The organism is Thermogladius sp. 4427co (assembly GCF_051933805.1).
In the GTDB taxonomy this organism is placed as follows: Archaea; Thermoproteota; Thermoprotei_A; order Sulfolobales; family Desulfurococcaceae; genus Thermogladius.
The window spans coordinates 137,588-155,181 of record NZ_CP196893.1; the positions used below are offsets into that span (position 1 = coordinate 137,588).

General features: G+C 47.7%; 20 protein-coding genes. 9 read left to right on the forward strand and 11 right to left on the reverse strand.

Features of this window, described 5'->3' with window-relative positions:
* Positions 1–40 precede the first annotated feature (40 nt).
* Both ACSU1N_RS00745 and ACSU1N_RS00750 read left to right on the forward strand, forming a co-directional pair.
* Entirely contained in the window at positions 41–637 is a 597-nt protein-coding gene (locus tag ACSU1N_RS00745; RefSeq protein WP_440059718.1) for a site-2 protease family protein, read from the forward strand.
* A 374-nt stretch (positions 638–1,011) separates the two neighbouring features.
* A complete protein-coding gene (locus tag ACSU1N_RS00750) occupies positions 1,012–2,640 on the forward strand; it encodes a hypothetical protein (protein ID WP_440059719.1) in 1,629 nt (542 codons plus the stop codon).
* A gap of 280 nt (positions 2,641–2,920) precedes the next feature.
* Here the strand turns inward: ACSU1N_RS00750 and ACSU1N_RS00755 are convergent, their stop codons facing one another.
* The 7 genes from ACSU1N_RS00755 to ACSU1N_RS00785 form a co-directional block, all read right to left on the reverse strand.
* Positions 2,921–3,568 carry a hypothetical protein gene (locus ACSU1N_RS00755; RefSeq protein ID WP_440059720.1) on the reverse strand — a complete coding sequence of 216 codons (648 nt, stop codon included), beginning with the start codon at positions 3,566–3,568 and terminating at the stop codon, positions 2,921–2,923.
* A gap of 2 nt (positions 3,569–3,570) precedes the next feature.
* Positions 3,571–3,948 carry a hypothetical protein gene (locus tag ACSU1N_RS00760; protein WP_440059721.1) on the reverse strand — a complete coding sequence of 126 codons (378 nt, stop codon included), beginning with the start codon at positions 3,946–3,948 and terminating at the stop codon, positions 3,571–3,573.
* Positions 3,941–4,369, reverse strand: a complete 429-nt coding sequence (locus tag ACSU1N_RS00765) for a hypothetical protein (RefSeq protein ID WP_440059722.1) — start codon at positions 4,367–4,369, stop codon at positions 3,941–3,943. The genes ACSU1N_RS00760 and ACSU1N_RS00765 overlap by 8 nt, the downstream gene beginning before the upstream one ends.
* Positions 4,362–4,616 carry a hypothetical protein gene (locus ACSU1N_RS00770; RefSeq protein WP_440059723.1) on the reverse strand — a complete coding sequence of 85 codons (255 nt, stop codon included), beginning with the start codon at positions 4,614–4,616 and terminating at the stop codon, positions 4,362–4,364. Before ACSU1N_RS00770 ends, ACSU1N_RS00765 begins: the two co-directional genes overlap by 8 nt.
* An 8-nt stretch (positions 4,617–4,624) precedes the next feature.
* On the reverse strand, positions 4,625–6,115 hold the full coding sequence (locus ACSU1N_RS00775; RefSeq protein ID WP_440059724.1) for an HD domain-containing protein: 1,491 nt from the start codon (positions 6,113–6,115) through the stop codon (positions 4,625–4,627).
* Between the two features lie 58 nt (positions 6,116–6,173).
* Complete coding sequence (locus ACSU1N_RS00780; protein ID WP_440059725.1) at positions 6,174–6,365, reverse strand: winged helix-turn-helix domain-containing protein; 192 nt, start codon at positions 6,363–6,365, stop codon at positions 6,174–6,176.
* A 71-nt stretch (positions 6,366–6,436) separates the two neighbouring features.
* Positions 6,437–7,285 (reverse strand): V4R domain-containing protein, encoded by an 849-nt coding sequence (locus ACSU1N_RS00785; protein WP_440059726.1) that lies wholly within the window; start codon positions 7,283–7,285, stop codon positions 6,437–6,439.
* Between the two features lie 178 nt (positions 7,286–7,463).
* Between ACSU1N_RS00785 and ACSU1N_RS00790 the strand changes: the two genes are divergently transcribed.
* The 4 genes from ACSU1N_RS00790 to ACSU1N_RS00805 all read left to right on the forward strand — a co-directional run bounded on the left by ACSU1N_RS00790 (position 7,464) and on the right by ACSU1N_RS00805 (position 10,198).
* On the forward strand, positions 7,464–7,937 hold the full coding sequence (locus ACSU1N_RS00790; protein ID WP_440059727.1) for an archaellin/type IV pilin N-terminal domain-containing protein: 474 nt from the start codon (positions 7,464–7,466) through the stop codon (positions 7,935–7,937).
* Positions 7,938–8,072: 135 nt separating this feature from the next.
* Entirely contained in the window at positions 8,073–8,624 is a 552-nt protein-coding gene (locus ACSU1N_RS00795) for a nicotinamide-nucleotide adenylyltransferase (RefSeq protein ID WP_440059728.1), read from the forward strand.
* Positions 8,625–8,634: 10 nt separating this feature from the next.
* Complete coding sequence (locus ACSU1N_RS00800; RefSeq protein WP_440059729.1) at positions 8,635–9,297, forward strand: YkgJ family cysteine cluster protein; 663 nt, start codon at positions 8,635–8,637, stop codon at positions 9,295–9,297.
* On the forward strand, positions 9,290–10,198 hold the full coding sequence (locus ACSU1N_RS00805; RefSeq protein WP_440059730.1) for a biotin--[acetyl-CoA-carboxylase] ligase: 909 nt from the start codon (positions 9,290–9,292) through the stop codon (positions 10,196–10,198). Before ACSU1N_RS00800 ends, ACSU1N_RS00805 begins: the two co-directional genes overlap by 8 nt.
* Here ACSU1N_RS00805 and ACSU1N_RS00810 read toward each other — a convergent pair.
* Positions 10,195–11,550 carry a TldD/PmbA family protein gene (locus ACSU1N_RS00810; RefSeq protein WP_440059731.1) on the reverse strand — a complete coding sequence of 452 codons (1,356 nt, stop codon included), beginning with the start codon at positions 11,548–11,550 and terminating at the stop codon, positions 10,195–10,197. The two genes, ACSU1N_RS00805 and ACSU1N_RS00810, sit on opposite strands and share 4 nt — an antisense overlap.
* On the reverse strand, positions 11,540–12,931 hold the full coding sequence (locus tag ACSU1N_RS00815) for a TldD/PmbA family protein (protein ID WP_440059732.1): 1,392 nt from the start codon (positions 12,929–12,931) through the stop codon (positions 11,540–11,542). Before ACSU1N_RS00815 ends, ACSU1N_RS00810 begins: the two co-directional genes overlap by 11 nt.
* Before the next feature lie 88 nt (positions 12,932–13,019).
* Between ACSU1N_RS00815 and ACSU1N_RS00820 the strand changes: the two genes are divergently transcribed.
* Genes ACSU1N_RS00820 through ACSU1N_RS00830 form a run of 3 tightly spaced genes read left to right on the forward strand, consistent with a single transcriptional unit; the run spans position 13,020 to position 16,438 of the window.
* Positions 13,020–15,299, forward strand: coding sequence for a DEAD/DEAH box helicase (locus tag ACSU1N_RS00820; protein WP_440059733.1), 2,280 nt, complete (start codon positions 13,020–13,022; stop codon positions 15,297–15,299).
* Between the two features lie 36 nt (positions 15,300–15,335).
* On the forward strand, positions 15,336–15,644 hold the full coding sequence (locus ACSU1N_RS00825) for a lipoate protein ligase C-terminal domain-containing protein (protein ID WP_440059734.1): 309 nt from the start codon (positions 15,336–15,338) through the stop codon (positions 15,642–15,644).
* Positions 15,641–16,438 carry a lipoate--protein ligase family protein gene (locus tag ACSU1N_RS00830; protein WP_440059735.1) on the forward strand — a complete coding sequence of 266 codons (798 nt, stop codon included), beginning with the start codon at positions 15,641–15,643 and terminating at the stop codon, positions 16,436–16,438. The genes ACSU1N_RS00825 and ACSU1N_RS00830 overlap by 4 nt, the downstream gene beginning before the upstream one ends.
* A gap of 135 nt (positions 16,439–16,573) precedes the next feature.
* Here the strand turns inward: ACSU1N_RS00830 and ACSU1N_RS00835 are convergent, their stop codons facing one another.
* A complete protein-coding gene (locus ACSU1N_RS00835; RefSeq protein WP_440059736.1) occupies positions 16,574–16,834 on the reverse strand; it encodes a hypothetical protein in 261 nt (86 codons plus the stop codon).
* Positions 16,835–16,908: 74 nt separating this feature from the next.
* Positions 16,909–17,589: a hypothetical protein gene (locus ACSU1N_RS00840; protein ID WP_440059737.1), complete on the reverse strand. Its 681-nt coding sequence runs from the start codon at positions 17,587–17,589 to the stop codon at positions 16,909–16,911.
* Between the last annotated feature and the right edge of the window lie 5 nt (positions 17,590–17,594).

Sequence of the window (17,594 nt, forward strand, 5' to 3'; positions counted from 1 at the left end):
TAATAGTTATCCAGGCGAGCATTAGGGCAGGGTGCTATCTTTGAGCTGGTTTGTCGAATTAGACGAGCCCCTGGCATTGATCATTGGGGGGCTGGCTGTAGCAGTAGCATTCGGCGGTTCATGCCTATTAGGCGGCAACATAGGCTGCTTCACTGTTTTAAGCCTAGCCTCTATACTAGCTGTCATACCCCATGAGATAGCTCATAGGAATACTGCGAGGAGGATGGGATGCTGGTCTAGGTATGTCCTGTCTCCTATAGGGCTCTTAGTAACAGTGCTTACATCCCTGCCTTTCATACCTTTCAAATTCATAATGCCGGGCTTCACCCTGATCTCCCCCTACACCTACGACCCGCTAGAATTGAAGAAGGTTGAGGGCTTGACAAGCTTGTCGGGCCCGTTGTATAATATTGTTGTAGCAGTAGCTTCAACAATAGCATTAAGCACTCTTAGAACCCCGCTACCAGTATCCCAGACGCTATATGCTATAGCATATGTGAACTCGTGGGTAGCATTATTCAATCTGCTACCAATACCTCCTCTTGACGGCTACAAGGTCCTGAAGTGGAAGCCTGTTATCTACATCGCAGCCTTCGCAGCCAGCTTATTGAATTATGCTTACTTATATATTTTCTAAATTCTAGACGAATAAGACATCGTACACTAATTACTAGAATAACTGATATTACGATAGTAGTATAAACGCGAGAGGGGCATACTACGATTACTCCGGCGATACGTTAATAGGGCTGCAAGTCCTCTGGGTTGTCCTACCGTGGGGCTTGTTTAAGCTATTCAGCAACAGAAACAGGTTAGTGCTCTCACCCTGCCGAGCATCTTCTACATCCACGCTGTTTCAACGGACAGGAAGGGCCGTAATGCGGTAGATTCTGTACTATACGACCCGAAGTTAATATACCAGTGGTCGGGTACTGTACAGACTTTCTACTACCTCCTACCGATTCCAGAGCCGGATTCCGAATTTTTTATAAGGATTTGTACAAAAAATATTTGGGGGTTGAGCCGGTGGAGACTAATAGCCGACTGAATACTACGGTCTCTTTAATCCTTTTGACATCTATTCTGGTTGAAGGTTTTGCAATCCTACCGTTTGCCTACATAAAGCCCGGGGTGTACTTGGATTTTGTATTCTACAACCTTGGCGACAGGGGTTATGTCGACGAAACCCTCCTCCTGAAGTCTAGCAGTGACATAGTATTCTGCCTTATGGCTGAAATTATAACACCCGAAGCCCCCGTACCCTTGGGAAGCGGCTGTTTCAAAGGGGTTCCAACACTATACATCCCTTACGATAGGCTAGAGCCTTTCATCAAAGAATGGGTTAGACTACTTGAATCAAGGATGGTTCGGAAGGATGGTATTAAGAGTCATGTAATCGGCCTCTTGATACACGGGTCGGTTATTAACACTACTAGTAGGAGCCTATTATACAGTATCATCGATTCTATACCCGTGGAACTAGGGGATTTAATAGAGGCTAGAGCCGTCGGCTACACTCTCTACGCTAGGAGAGGGGTCTACCAGCTAGCCTACTCGAAGAACGTTATCAGAGCGTTTACTACGAGCATAGAACTGCCGCAGGGCCGACTAGTAGAGTCTGCTCAAGGAGGTTTCGACTATTGTTCCCCGGCCTACCAGGGATGGGCTGTATGCTACCGTAGAATCGCTGAGATAAAACCCGAAGACCTCCAGCAGTATCTACCAGCAGATTACTTCATGAGCGTAAACAGCACCTTGTATATGAAAACACCTATCCTAGTAGCCTGGAACCCCTACACTTATTCCGGTGAGGTTAATGCTTATATTGTGATCGGCGTCCAGAATGCCAAGGCAGAAGTCAGGCTGGCCTTCGCCTCCGGCGAGATCTTATCGAAGATTAGAAACGCCAGCCTCCCATCTGTAAACCTCCAGCTTGGGAGTGCTACTTGGGGCGGTGAGTGGTACAGATTCACAGCACCTATATACCTTCTCCCTAATGAAGCGGGCTGGATCTATATCTGGGCTAGGCCTCTCCAGAGGTATTGGCAGGTGTATGTATGCTTATATAATGAATGCGTCTACGACCACGATGAAGTAGAGTCTTTTATAACCGATATCCTTGTCAGCGGCAGAGAGATAAAAGGAGGTAGTATGAACGGATTACCCCACCAGATAATCATGAATAATTTCTACAATAGCACTAATTCTACAAGACTTATCGTACCTGGAACATCTCTAGCGGATGGAAAGCTAGATGTAAACGAGTCTTTCGCGCTCGGAAACATGTTCCAGTACTACGATACCTGTGGCAGCGGTTTCGAGGTAGGGACTTCAATGGCTCCTATAGCTGCCGCAGTGTGTGCAATGCTCGGCTTGCCGACCGGTGGCGCAGCGTGTGCAGCAGCTGTAGCATTCGCATCAGCATTCCAAGTATCCCTGGATCTGGAAGGGGGTAGTATATATGTAGATGGCGGATTCGCAAACTGCGGTAATCATACTGGTAGAGGATATAACGTTCCCGAATACGTCTATACGAGGGTTAGCATATACCAGTACGAGACGCCTCCTCCGTGGTGGTGCCCCACGTGCTCTCCGTGCAAGTATACTGTTCCAGCAGGTCTCTACTTCGAATTCTGGTAGAAGGCCTGCTCCCGGTACTCAAATTATTCTCTAACCAAACTATCAGCTAATGCTACATACATAGTGGTATCAAGTCCGATAAGAGATCCTGACTTCACTGCCCTACTCATAATAAATTCGGTGAAAAGCTGGGACACTATTACTCTAAAGTTCCTCAATGAGAATAAGCATGTCCGGAAGAATATCATCGACCATGTCGTACTGCCGCTTTCGTCCTAAATCTAAATCGGATATCTGGAGGTATAAAATGGTTGTTTCCCCGATAAGGGTCCTATATTGGTCAACTGCTTCTACTCAGCCTGTGGAATGCTAGGGCGAGAGCCATATAGGATACTATGCTTGAGATAAGGGTTGCAAAATCTAGTATGTTGTACGGGATGTACGCTTCTGATAACACACCCCATGCCCTAGTGGTATTGAGGGCGCCTGTAGATAACCCCTCGGCAACACCCCTAATACTCGACCTCAGCCCTGGTATCAGGGCTAGGTGTGACGCGAAGAGCCCTGTGTAAACGTAGAATAGCGTTATCAAAGCTAGCGAGAGCCCGTGTACACCGGATCTCCTCAGCTCGATGAAACCAAGGGATTCTAATAGTAGCCCTATAGACGGTACGATTAATGCGAGAACCGTGAGAGGGCTGCCCAGCTCTCTATCTAGTGCTGTGAGAGCGTTGATCATTTCGGTTGAAGTAGAATTCTCGCTGAGCTGGGGCGCCGGGTTGGAAGGGGCTAGTGTTGCGAAAATGTTGAAGCCTACTATTAAGGCTACTCCTGCTATAGAAGCTAGTATAAGTTTCTGCTTAAACCCCTGGTAGACCCTGTACCAGCCGTATGCTGATACGATGAACCCTGCTAGAGCTACAATAGGGAATATCCTGATTAGATACCCGTAGGTTAACGCCCTGAAACCAGCCCGTGCCTTCTCCATTTTCAGGATCCTTTAATACTCTTAATATAGTTCTCGAGCTTCTCTATTATAACCCTTACCCTCTCCCTCTCCTTGCTTACAATACACTGCTCTATTAGCGAATCCCTCTTCCTCTTGTAATCGTTCAGGCTGAGCCTGCCTTCGGCAAGCATGTTCTGGACTAGGCTGAGGCACTCCTTCTCGAAATCTAGAGACCAGGGGGCTAGAATGTAGAGGTGCTCGTATCTCGGGTCAACCCTCCTTACGACTACAAGCCCTGTAAGCTCGCTTTTAGCGACAAGCTCTCTAATGGACTGGAGCTCCTGGGCTTCGAAGATAAAGCATTCATATCTCTTGAACGCGTTTAACACTCTCTCGGCGAGCTCGATTACCTCAGGCATTCTCATCTCCAAGCCTTGTTTCTCTAACCGGGATTTTAAACTGGTTTACAAACAGCCTTATAATCCAAGCGTAGACTGGTTCACCGAAACTCCTCCTGAGAGAGCCGTTAATGTATTTAGCCTTGAAAACAATACTCCCGTTGTGGTTGAACAATAGGAGAAACCCTTTGACACTACCCTTGAAATTCCTAACCATCCAAACATATAGGATGAAATCCCCTTTCTCAACCTTCAGGCTAATCCTCCTAGCCCTCCCTCTCACGTAGACAGGTTTCGAATCTGTTGAGGAAACAATGTAGTTGTCCGGAGGCTGGAAGCCTCCTCTCGCCCGGGAGTAGACATAGACATTACTGTAGAGCACGTGCTTCCCTGATCTACTCCTCGAGTTCTCGACCTGGAACTCGCCTATAACGCTAGACACTCCCCCCTCCCCTGATCCTAAGCACGTTGTTTTCGAAACTAACCCTGGGCTTCTCTACGTCGACTACTATAGTGAGGGGTTCTCTGGCCAGCTGCCTGCTTATAATTATTGAACCGTGTTCAACCATGATCGATTTAACCTTGTCGAACTCCCTGGCCTCCACCAGTCTGCCTTCGTTATCATACCTGTGGAGTCTCACATTATATTCTTCAACCCCGTAATATAAATATAATATTATCTTTTCCATGAAACCACTCACGAAGTTATCTTCATATGCGTATACTCTTCTAGGCTTATAGGCTCTTCTCTAACCTCCTGGGCAAGCCTATCTACAAAGTCTTCTATGAGAGAAGAGAACTTGGCTTCAAGGTCTAGATTGTACTTTTCCCTCTTAACATACGTCCTGATGATTATTGTTAGAGGAAGCCCTTCCGACACTAGGTCTAGTGGGGTATCTAGTACGATCCTGCTCCCAACGGCTTTGCAAGTGCCTAGAACGATTTTTGGCTCTCCTTTAATAGAATATATTATGCTCCTGGGGAGCGGCGTAATATCTACGATATCAATCCAAATATCCTCCTCTGGTAGACCGCCCAGCCTGGCGAGCTCGCTTCTAACACCGGCTAGAGCCTTGGCCTTAATACTTTTGTCGTAGGCTAGCCTGAGAACCTTCCCCACGCTCCAACCTTTTCTGAAAGGTGTTACAGTAGCCTCCCTACCCACTCTTTTCCACATAGGCTTCCTCTCTATCAGGAGCGTTCTGGACAAGTAGCCTAGTCTGCTACTCGATCTAACCGCTTCCTTCAGCATCACATGGTATAACCCGGCATCTGTTAACAGCATGAAGTCCTCGATCCTGCCTTCTGCAACCTCGTTGACTATACTCCTCAGGCCAAGCTCTTCGTCTAATATTACGAGTATCTCGTAGAGGATTCTATCGAATGCTCTCGCAACACTATGGTAGTAGACGTGCTGGTACATACTAGTCCTAGCAGACATGTACGCCCTGAACTCTCCTATACCGCTCCTATCCAACACTAGGTCAGATGGGTCTTCGGGGTTGGGGTAGGTGTTCTTGTAGAGCTTCTCGTAGTTTATAAAACCATACTCGCTGGTACCAGCATAGTAGCTATCCCTTCTAAGGAAATCCAGTACGTCGGCTGGGTAGAAGCTGTCTTTCACAACTTTCCTTAATAGCTTTAAGAGGCCTGAGCCGGGTTCTCTATAGTTTATGAGCTCTCCGACCAGCCTAGGCAAGTTGTCCATGCCTGTTCTTCGAGATATCTCCTCTAGCAGCCCCCTGATAGTATGCCTGTAGATTTCAAAACCGATCCTCTCATGGTTCGCAACCTCCTCCCTAACCCCTCCTCTCCATAGCACTGCTTCCTCGAACGTGTGGCCGAAAGGGCCGTGGCCTATGTCGTGGATCAGGCCCGCTACCCTTGCGGCTTCGACGAGCTCGTCCAGGTTATAGCCTTCTAATGCTTCCCTACCCTGGAACCTTACTAGCTTCCTCAGGATGTCCTCAGCCATGGCACCGGCAAGGTGCATTACCCCTAGGCTATGCTGGAACCTTGTGTGGACAGCCCCAGGGTAGACTAAGTGCGCTGTCTGCAACTGCATTATATACCTTAGCCTCTGAAGCTGGATCGTGCCTAGTAGCCTCTCCTCGACCTCCCTATTGTAATATACATGGCCGTATATAGGGTCGCTGATCTCCTTCCAGGAGAAGCTGCCTAGGCTCAATCAACCACCTTGGATCGAGGAGAAATGTTTAACAGGGTAAAAAATATTTTATGCAAACCTATTTTCCTTTATAGACCCATCCCTGCTCGGTCCTTGCTACGAGCCCGGCTTTCTTAAGATCCTGGAGCCTCCCTCTAACAGTATTATAATTCAGGTTTGTCAGCTTCTGGATCTCTTTAGGCGTCAAAGGCTTTTTCTCCCTTTTCAAAACCTCTAGCACTATCTCTTTTGCTGTCTTAGCTTCAGACATGTTTCCCCCGATCAGATCTATCTGGATCAGGAATCCTTTAAAACACAGAGGGCTCGTCTATCTCTAAAAACCTATTCTCTGATAGGCTCGTAGAAGGATGCTTTAAACTCGCACCTCCTATCTCCTCTAGCAATACACTTCTCCTCTGAGACTACTGCCCTCCTGCCGAAGACCCCCTCGAGGTATCCCTCTAGGAAACCGCTTGTGTAATCACCTGCCGGACCGATAATGCCAAAGCTTTTAGCTGATTCGCACTCTGTATTACCCTCTATATAAATCCTTGCTTCAAGACCTTTCAGCTCGTAGCTTAAAACCCCTATCCCTAGAGCCCTAGCTATGTCTTTTAGGAACTCGAGCTGGAGCTTTAGAGCCTGCTCCGGGTCGGGCGGGAGCGTTATGAGGGAGGCGAACCTCCTGTAAACGTACCTCCCAGCCCCACGCCCTAGGAGCCTTAGCGCTATCCTCGCTTCAGCAGGGTTCAAGCCCTTCCTCAGCTCCGAGACTGCTTCGCCAAGCATACCAGACGAGATAACCAGTGTTTTCTCTCCTACTAGATATAGGTCGCCTATCTGCGGGAATAGGAATATGTCCATGCCGCTAGTAGACTCAATATTCAGGACTATATCCTTCATCCTGCCGAGGTCGTTCTTCAACCTGGAAGCACAGGCTTCATCACAGTCTTCGACTAGTATAAGCAAGTGCCCCCTATCCCCGTGGACGGTGTAAGGCGTTGTAACCTTCACGATATTCAGCCCCCTCCCAGCTATCTCGTTTAAAACCCTGCTCGCAACACCTGGTTTATTAACCAGCTCTAGCAGGAGTGCTGTATAGTATTTCCCCCCAGCATAGATCACTGTATCTAACTCGAAGCGGGGCCCTCGCCCGGGAAAAGGGCCCCTGCCGAGAAGCCTTTTCAGCATAAACACAACCTACCAATATATTACTAGAGGCAGGGCTTAAAAGTGTAGAGGAAAAAGCTCTTATCAAAATAACATTAGCATCTGTAATATCCTGGTATTACCTATTATTATCAAACCCTGATCCTGTGAATACGTTTATAAGACTGAACCAGCTAGATTATGTATAGGGGGAGTAGGCTTGAAGGCTATAAGCCCTGTTATAGCAACAGTTATAATAGTCGCTGTGACAATAGCTGTAGCAATAGCAGTAGCCCTCTGGATGACAGGCCTAGTCGGGAGCTTTACGGGAACCGAGAACCTGCAGATAATAAACTCCTACGCACTATATAATGCCAGTTCGAATGGATGGTTTGTATTCGTACAGATCAAGAATGCTGGGACAACTACGGCTACAATAGACCAGGTATTTATAAACGGAATACCCTACACCGGAATAACTATTGGTGCATCTACTATAACCCTTTATACAAGCACTACAGTATCTACAGCTAGTCTACCGATACCCCTGACGCCCGGCCAAAATACTACGATAATACTATTCATACCGCAGGGCACTGGACCTGCCTTGTCTTTCAGCTCTGGACAACAGGTCGAGGTTAAGATACATACCGCAAGCGGTAAGACTTATCCGACGCAAGTTACTCTTCCCTAGCCTAGTTTTTTCCCATATACTTTCCCATCCGATCCTTTCCCCGCCCGCCGGCCCTTGTTCCATTATTAAACAAATACTCGGAGACTATGCTACTTATAAGTCTGGGGTTTGATTATAGCAAAACAGGTAGCGGGTATGGAGAACCCTGAGAGATGCCTGATGATCGCTAGGTTCCAGCCATTCCACTACGGCCACTTGAATGCTTTAAAATACTGTTTCGAGAAGACGGGCGAGACTATTGTCGTAGTAGGGATGGCTAGCCAGAGCCATACGCCTGAGAACCCTTTTACAGCCGGGGAGAGAATCCTAATGATCAGAGAAAGCCTTAAGTGGGCTGGCCTCCCCCTGGACAGGTTTATAACCATAACCCTGCCAACCCTCGAGGTGAGCAGGGTTGCAGTACACTACGTTAAGCTCTACAGCCCTCCTTTCAAATACGTTGTCACCCTAAACCCTGTTATACAGAGGATTTTCACAGAGGAGGGTTACACGGTGCTAGAGCCTCCTAGGCTCGAGAGGGATAGCTATAGCGGTAGCAGGATTAGGAGGCTTATAGCTGAAGGGAGTAGCGACTGGGAGAAGCTAGTACCTCCCCCTGTAGCAGAAATTATTAAGATGGTTGGAGGTATCGATAGGGTAAGGATGTTGTATAGAGAGAGGATCCCGGGCTACTACGCTACTGCTTGAAGTGGTATATATGAGGTTCAAGTGCACTCTCTGCGGGGAGTGCTGTAAAGCAAGCCCTGTCAGCCTACTACCCCACGAAGACGTTATCCTGAGAGAACTAGCCGAGAGGATGGGGCTAGTCTACAAGAGCTACCCGGGCTATAGCATGTACGATAGGGTCTCAGGCTACAACCTCGCTTTCAGCTATGTTATGGACCTTATTGATGGGAAGTGTACTTTCCTATCCGGAAACCTGTGTATGATACACAACATATACAAGCCCCTGATATGCCGAAGCTTCCCCTACATCCCTAGGCAGGTGAGGTATAACATAGATTCGTATAACAGGGTCGTCTACGCTACCGCCGAGTACGGGCTTAGCCTAGTATGCCCTGTTATAAAAGATGATAAGAGGATGCTGGAGAAAATGCTAGAGACAAACCCCGGATTCCTAGCAGAGTACATGCCTAGCGAGTACGATGCTGCAGGCGAGATGGAGAGGATTCGAAGCCTTATGCTAACCCTGCTCTCCACGCTGTGGAGGCTCGGTATCGTAGACCTGGAATCCCATAGGCCAGGAGCCCCAGTCTACAACCTCTACCTGTTCCTTGTAAAGCACTACCCGGACCTCCCCCATATACTTAGAATAGACCAGGTGATGAAGAAAGCTGAAGAGCTGGTCGCACATGAGTGATGAGCCCGGTATTCTCGAACTCGCGCTCCTAGACCTCTTGAGCAATAAGAAGAGTATTAGTATTGGGGAAGCCTCGGGGGAGCTCGGGCTGGAGAAAAGCGAGGTATTAGATTACGTTATGAAACTATCTAAGAGCTTCCTCATTAGGGTTGAAGACGAAAGGATCGCCTGGCACAGCGGGGACAACCCGAGATTGTTTAAACCGTGGGGGTGGATGACTATCTATAAGGTAGTGACAGGTTCTACAATGATCACCGCTAGGACGCTAAACCCCTGGAGTATTGTAGTATCTGAGTACCAGATCTCTGGGAGAGGCAGGTTTGGGAAAACATGGATTAGCAGCCTAGGAGGGATATGGGCTACCTACAAGATCAGGTCTACCCCGAGCACAGCCCTAATGGCGCCTCTACTAATACCGTTATTCGTCTCAGACGCCTTAGAGAAGGCTGCCGGCCTGGTATTCAATATCAAATGGCCTAACGACGTAACGTATAAGACTAAAAAGATCGCTGGAATACTCTTAGAAGCCGAGTCTATAGGCGAAGACATTACGCTGTATATTGGGATCGGGATAAATGTTAACAATAAACCACCGCTACCGGCCGCAACATCGCTCAGGGAGGTAACAGGCTCTCTGACACCGAGGAATAGGATACTCTCCTATTTGACGAGCCAGATATCTAGGATAGAGCACTACGCGAGGAGGCCTGAGGAGGTTGCTAGGAGATATCTCAGCAAGCTGGAGACGCTGGGGAAGAGGGTTATTGTAGAGACTGATGAAGGATTTATCGAGGGGACGGCTGAAGACGTAGACGAGCAGGGGAGGCTAATCCTGAAAACTGATAGCGGGATGAAAACGCTAGACCCGTATATCGCTAGGAACATCAGGTACCTCGACTAGCTACCAGATACCCTAGCTCCTCTCGCGTACAGGCTCGGCGTGATATAGCCGAAGTTAGATTCAGTATCGGACCCTAGTGCTATAATCTTGTCGCCAAGCCATTCATATATATTCCCTGTTACGACAAAGGATTTAACAGGTTTCTCCAAGCCGTTTTCGACAAGTATCCCGTGTGTAACAGTGAAAGACACCGTCCCTGATACGAAATTACTCATCCAACCCCCTATGATAGCATAGACGATCAACCCCTTCCTAACGTCTTTCTTGAAATCCTCAATGCCGCCACTACCTTTCTCTACGACTATATTAGTTGGTGAAGGGACTGTGGCAGAACCTGGCGCAGGCCTGAAACCGTTGCCTGAAGGCTCTGTATTAAGCCTCCTCGAAGTATAATAGTTTGTAAGAGGTGTTTTGAAAACCCCTTTATCAAACACGTGTTTCCTCATAACTCCAACTCCTTCATCATCATAGTTCCTAGAACCTGCTTCTAGAGGCAGTGTAGGATCGTCTATTATGCTAACCGATGAATCCAGTACCTTGTCCCCGATCTTATTGTAGAGAGGGCTTCTTTTCTCAGCTATATTCAGGCCTGATACAGCTGGTATTAGAACTGCCGACAGGGTTTCAGCGAAAACCCTCGGAGTTAGGATGATATCGTATACTCCGGAAGCCGGTGTGGTAGCGTTCTTGAACATCCTGGTATACTCGGCTGCTTTAACCGCTCTCTCCAACAGCTCCTTCTCGTCAATCCTCCTACTAACAACTGAGAAATCGAAAGTGGATTCTACACCGCCGTATACTGCTTTAATACTGCCGCTCCCTGAGAACAGGCTGCACTTCTCTACCACGTCTACACCGCTAGTATTCGCGATACTCAATTCTATCTTCACCCATTCAACAAGGCCTCTCATAACAAATGTTTTATCCGCGCCAAGCCCCCTCCCCTTGTCCAGGATGCTTGACACCAACCTCCCAGCTAGTTCGATAGCGTATTCTTCACCCAGTTCGTCCACCCGGCTATGGTAGGTCTCAGCCCTGAAACCCCTGTTTATCGCAGGTGGGAAGCCGGGCCAGTACCGGTCTTCAGGCGAATTCCTGACAACCCTCTCCAGGTAGCCTAATGCTTCATCAATATTCAACACTGCGTCGCTAACCGATATACCTCCAACCCTCCTCCCTATAGCACCCCTCAAGCCATAGGTTGTCCTAACAGTTCTTAAAACGGGTTTAATCTCGTTCCTCGATATATATGCCGAAACCCTCTCGACTCTGGATCTTACAACCTCTAGCTCGCTAAACCCTCTCTTCGAAGCCTCCCTATTCAATGCCTTGAACAACTCTTCAGCCTCCAACTGGGACACCCCTAATCCTTACGTGGGGCCCGCCGTCGCCAACCCTCACGATCTGATCGTATTTCCCGCACCCGCCGAACACGCTTGTCTTGACTTCTAGATCGAATCCTACAGCATCAATTCTCTTCAACGTCTCCAGGATATTGCCTGCTAACATAACCCCTCTAACCACTTCTCTCAATTCCCCGCCTTCGATCACGAAACTAGGCCCCCCGGTGAATGTGAAAGAGCCTGTAGCAGGGTCTACCTCACCCCCCATAGCACCCCTCCCTTTAACATATAGGCCTCTCTTCGTATCCTGTATGATCTCGTACGGATCCCAGTCGCCCGGCTCGAGGAATATATTAGTCTGCCTCACGAGTATATTATTAGAATACTCCATAACCCTCCCATTACCTGTCGGCTCGGTACTATAGTATCCGGCTGTTTCAATACTGTGGAGGAATCCTTGGAAAACCCCTTTTTCGACAAGCTTAGTCTTCTTCTTAGGATTTGCTTCGTCATCGTAGGGGATGTATACCCCTCCCTCCACCCTACCGTCGTCAACTATTGAGACATGCTCGCTTGCAACGGATTTGCCAACCATGTTTTCTAGAACGCTTCCACCAGACATCACGATATCTGCTTCGGAGGCGTGCCCGAAAGCCTCGTGGACTAATAGTCCAACCATTTCATTATCAAGGACGACATCGTACCTCCCAGGCTCCACGCTACGTGCTTTCGCAGCTGCTACAACTAATTCCGCGTTCTCCTTGAAATACTTGGCCCAGTCGAAGTATTTTATAAACTCCCAGCCGGCTACCCTTGACTCGCTATGGGATAGTCTCTCCATAGAGCCTTCAACTATTGCGACCAGTACTCCGCCAACACCTATCATCCTACGTGTGAAATCAATATAGTCTCCCGCTGTAGAAACGACGACCCTCCTATCTAATTCGAAACCATACCTTAGGATGATACTAGACAGGTACTTCTCTTCTCTCAAACCATCATAGATGCTTTTGAGAAGACCTACTTTCTCGCTTAAGTCTACTTCTAACGGTTCTATAGCGTAATTGCTTATTATCTTATCCCTGAAAGCCCTCCTCTCAGGCAGCCTAATACTCTTAGCACCCGCCTCGGACGCTCTAGCGAGTTTAAAAGCTTTTTCGAGGGCTTCTCTCAAAGACTCGTTCGACAAATTGTTTGTCGAAGAATACCCCATACGGCCATTATAGACGACTCTGAAGCCGACGCCCCTGGTCTTAGATAGCAACAAGTCTCTTACGACGCCGTTATCCAATAGTATTAGTTCATAAACCCGCTCCTGATACCTCGCGTCAACATACTCCGCCCCTAACTCCTCTCCTTTTTTAACCCAGGTTTCTAAATCGATCTCCAACAGGCATCATCACAATATAGGATATAACGGCGAGAATAAATCCTTTCTAAATAGGCTGTTGCTACTTTAGTACTGCGAGAGTAGGAGTATGATAAGAGATAGGCTCCTGCTAGAGGTTAATAGCGAGCTATTGAATATGTTTCCTAGATCAGGTGCTTCAGTAATATACGAGTATAGCGAGGAGGTATCCGAGCCTGAGCCAGGGCCGAGCATCGAGGAAGTCGATATCCCCCCGGAGCTGAAGAAAGCGCTGTCGAACGCTGGTATCAAGAGGCTTTTCAAATTCCAGTATGATGCCTTCGAGTATATTAAGAGCGGATACCACACTATTATAACAGCTGGGACAGGCACAGGTAAGACCGAGGCCTTCCTACTCCCCATACTAGCAGACATTTACTCTAACCCTTCGCCCTACCCTAGGGCAATCCTAACGTATCCTACCAAGGCTTTGAGCAGAGACCAGTTCAATAGGTTCCAGAAGTATCTAGTATTCGGGAGGGCTACAGCAGGGATCTACGATGGCGACACCCCGCCCGAACTGAGAAAGAGGATGAGAGAGAATCCCCCTAGTATTGTTATAACAAACCCTGATATGATACACATCGGGCTTGTTAGGAGCCCTGCTATAAGGCAGTTTATAGAGAGGGCTAGGTTTCTGGTAGTAGACGAGCTACACGTATACGAAGGGGTCCTCGGCTCGCACTTGAAATATATTATCGATAGGGTTAAAGCACGGAATAACAGGGGGCTTATTTTCATAGGTTCATCAGCTACACTAAGCAATCCTAAGGCTTTTGCCGAAAGCCTTTTCGGCGTAGACGTAGCTGTTGTACAAGGGCCTGTTAGGAGGAGGGGCGTCGCTGTACACTCGCTTGTCTCAACAGGGTACTTAAGCCGCTGGACCGTCGCAGCCGCTTTATCAGCCATCCTTGCAAAGAAGGGTTTGAAGCATATTATTTTCGTAGACAGCCAGCAGATGGCCGAGCTCGTAGCTAGGATCGGGAAGAGCTATGGTAGCGAGGTAATGGTGCATAGAGCCGGCTTGCCTGCCGAGGAGAGGCGGAGGATTGAGGAGAAACTTAGGAGAGGCGAGATATTAGCTGTAGCAGCTACTCCTACCCTAGAGCTAGGGATAGACATAGGCGATTTAGACGCGGTTGTATTAGCTTCGCCTCCACCAAGCTACACCAAGTACCTGCAGAGGGCTGGGAGGGTTGGTAGGAGGGGTAGGCCAGGCTATGTATTCACTGTTTTAAGCGATGACCCTATCGACGCCTACTACGAGAGGAATCCTGAAAAATACTTCAGCCAGGATATGCCTCCGCTAGTCATAGAGCCTGAGAACGAGGAGGTCGGCAAGATCCACCTACTAGCCCGGTTACTAGAAGAGGGCTCTATAAAATTAAGTAGCTTAAACGGTTTCTGGAGAACGGTTTATACGAGGCTTCTCGAAGAAAACCTAGCCTACGTTAAAGGGCTACACCTCTACCCTAGGAGGAAGATCGCTTTCAAATACCTAGACGAATGCGGTAGCATAAGGAGTAGTGGGCCACAGGTCAAGATTGTTGATAAAGTAAGCGGTGAGACCCTGGCTTATAGGGAGCTACCCCAGGCAGTCTTAGACCTATACCCTGGCGCCATATATTTGATCCAGACCAAACCCTTCCTATCGCTAGGTTTAGATTTCGAAGAGAAAACTGCCTGGGTTCGACCCTTGGAGGAGAATATAACGTATTACACTAAGCCATTGTATACTGTCGAGGTAGGAGACTATACTGTTCTAGACGAAAGGGTTTCCTCGAGGGGCATACCGTTATCCTACGCTAGCGTCGAGCTAGCCCTTATAGTCGAAGGATATATTGTCAGAGACGTTTTCAGCGAGAAAGCCGGCGAGAGGATATGGCTTGACCAGCCGCTGAAATACTCGTATAGGACTAAAGCCGTACTAGTCAAGTACCCGACTAAGGAGGGCTGGAGCCTAGCAGACCATGCTGAAGCCTTCCACGCTATCGAACACACGATTATATCTGCTGCCCGCATAGTGTGCGGGGCAGGCCTAACTGATATGGGCGGGGTGAGCTATCCTAGCGGCGATATCGTCATATACGATGCCTCACCAGGCGGGAGCGGGCTCTCGAAACTATTATTCGAGAGATTCGAAGAGGCTGAGAGAATAGCTTTCGAGATAGTGTCTAGGTGTGATTGCGAAGACGGTTGTCCTAGGTGTATATACTCCCCTTACTGCGGTAATAACAACCAAGTATTATCCAGGAGGAAGGCGATGTACTACCTGGGTAGTATCATTGGGAAGACAATTACTACTCTAGAGAAGCCTCTTGAAAAAAGGTATGGTAAACCGATCGCTTAGCAGTATCCTTTTTACCCAGACCCAGACAATGTAATAATGGTTATCGGGACCGTAATGAGGATAGGCGTCTACGAGCATAAAGCTGCCAAAGGGTTGATCAGGGTATTGGTCAAGATTGTTGACGATACGATCGAGGAATTGAGTATTACAGGGGACTTCTTCATGTACCCTGAAGACGCGTTATTCGAGCTAGAGCAGAGCTTGAAGGGTTTGAAAGCATCTTGGAACGATATTGAAAACAAGCTTAACGAATTCTTCGGAGGGGGAATTATTTTAGCTGGATCTACCCCTGACGATTTTAAAACAGCTATTAGAGGGGCTTTGAGAGAGGCTGGGTTCCCTTGAGGGATCTCAGAGTCCTGTTCTACGAGACTCCTGAAAACCCCTATTACAGCCTAGCTTTCGAAGAAGCCCTAATGTACAGTGTAGAGAAGACCAACACCCCTATTCTAAGGTTCTGGAGGCACCGTAATGCTGTTATAATAGGTTATTTCCAGAAGGCTGAGGAAGAAGTAAACATGGATTATGCGAGGGAGATCGGGGCAAGTATTGTACGTAGATTTACGGGAGGGGGAGCTGTATACCACGATCTAGGATGCCTATTATGGACTATTGCCACCAAAGGGCCTGGCGACGGAGGGGTATCATACCTGTACAATTTCCTTCTAAAAGGGTTTGTGAACGCTTTAAGGAAGCTGGGGCTGGATGCTAGCGTAGAGAATGTTAACGATGTAATAGTTAGCTATGGGGGGAGGACGTACAAGGTCTCTGGCGCTGCCGGGAGCTTTAGGAAGGATACCTACCTACTACATGGGACCCTACTTATAAGCACCAATCTCGAGACACTATCGAAAATCCTAAGAGTATCAAGAGCGAAGCTCGCGGATAAGAAGATCAGCGATGTAAAATACAGGGTGGTCAATATAAGTAGCTTGAAAGAAGATGTAAGGTACTCGGATATCGTGAAAGCCGTTATAGACTCCTACAGCGAGCTATTAGACGCAAACCCCTACCTAGACCTACCGTCAGCATACGAGCTCGAACTAGCTAGGAGATTGTATGAAGCAAAATACTCTAGACCCGAATGGAACCTCCTCAGAATGCCTTCTAGGATCTTCCGTGTTGAAACAGATATATAGTTGCCGAGACAATACAATCAATTACTTGATGAGGAAGGACCCGAACTCTGAATCCCCGGATGAAGAATACAGGAGTAGCTAGGCGATCAAACTGATAGACCAGGCGATCTCCCCTACCAGGTTATTAATCCACGCCTAATTCGGTTTTTCAACGACGACCTCGGGCCGGTAGATCCCGAATACTCTTAGAAGTGGTCTCTTCCTCACGTAGAAGACCACTTTCTGATCCCCCTTATTCTTCAAAACGCCTAATGCGTTCTCGAGGAGGACGCGGGGTTTCTCAATATTCTTACAACAACATTCCTCGCAGAGCTTAGCCAAGGATTCTTCCATGTATATAGTGCCACAGTACTCGCACGCATAGTAGTTTAAACTGCCAACCCTAACCAGCAGCATCTCCATCCCCTGTACGATCTATGTTTTACAATGTAATATATTTTTAATTTAATTAACACGATTATTATTTGACATTAAACGAGAATACATAATGTAAACAGTATTAGGGAGGAAAGAAGGAGTATCAGGGTGTATTTAACAGATGTACTAGAAGGTAGATTCGACAAAGGCTTTGATTCTAGCTTGAACCAATTATATTCTTCTATATAACCCCCGTACTCGAGCATGATAGCTACTGCGGGCGCGAGCCTTTTGTATGCTTTCTCTTTTTTCAATACACCGATCTGGAGCGAGTCGATAGTGTTTTTGAGCCCGTAGGGTATAGTCCTCCAGAGTAGTAGCGGGAAGTAGGCCGGGGATTTCAGCCTTAGCATTAAATTAGATACTCTCACAGGGCTTATGATACTAGCTGTGAAAAGTATCAGTATCGAGAACGCGATCGTCCTAGAGAAGATAACGATAGCACCGGCTAAGCCTACCCCTGGAAGACCCAGTATACCGCTCATGTATGCTGTTAGCGAAAACCAGAATGCTGGCACAGCCGATACAAGTACTCCGCTAACAAACCATTCGAACCCTGGCCAGATAGCCGATAATACGAGTAAGATAGCAAATACTACTACAGCAGGTGTCAACCCTGGCTTGACAAACAGTAGTAGCGCGGATGCGAGGAATAATATTTTAGACCATGAAGCTGCCTTTCTAAAACCTTCCTCCCCTTTGAGGAAGAGGGTTTTGTAAACAATATTGATCAAATACG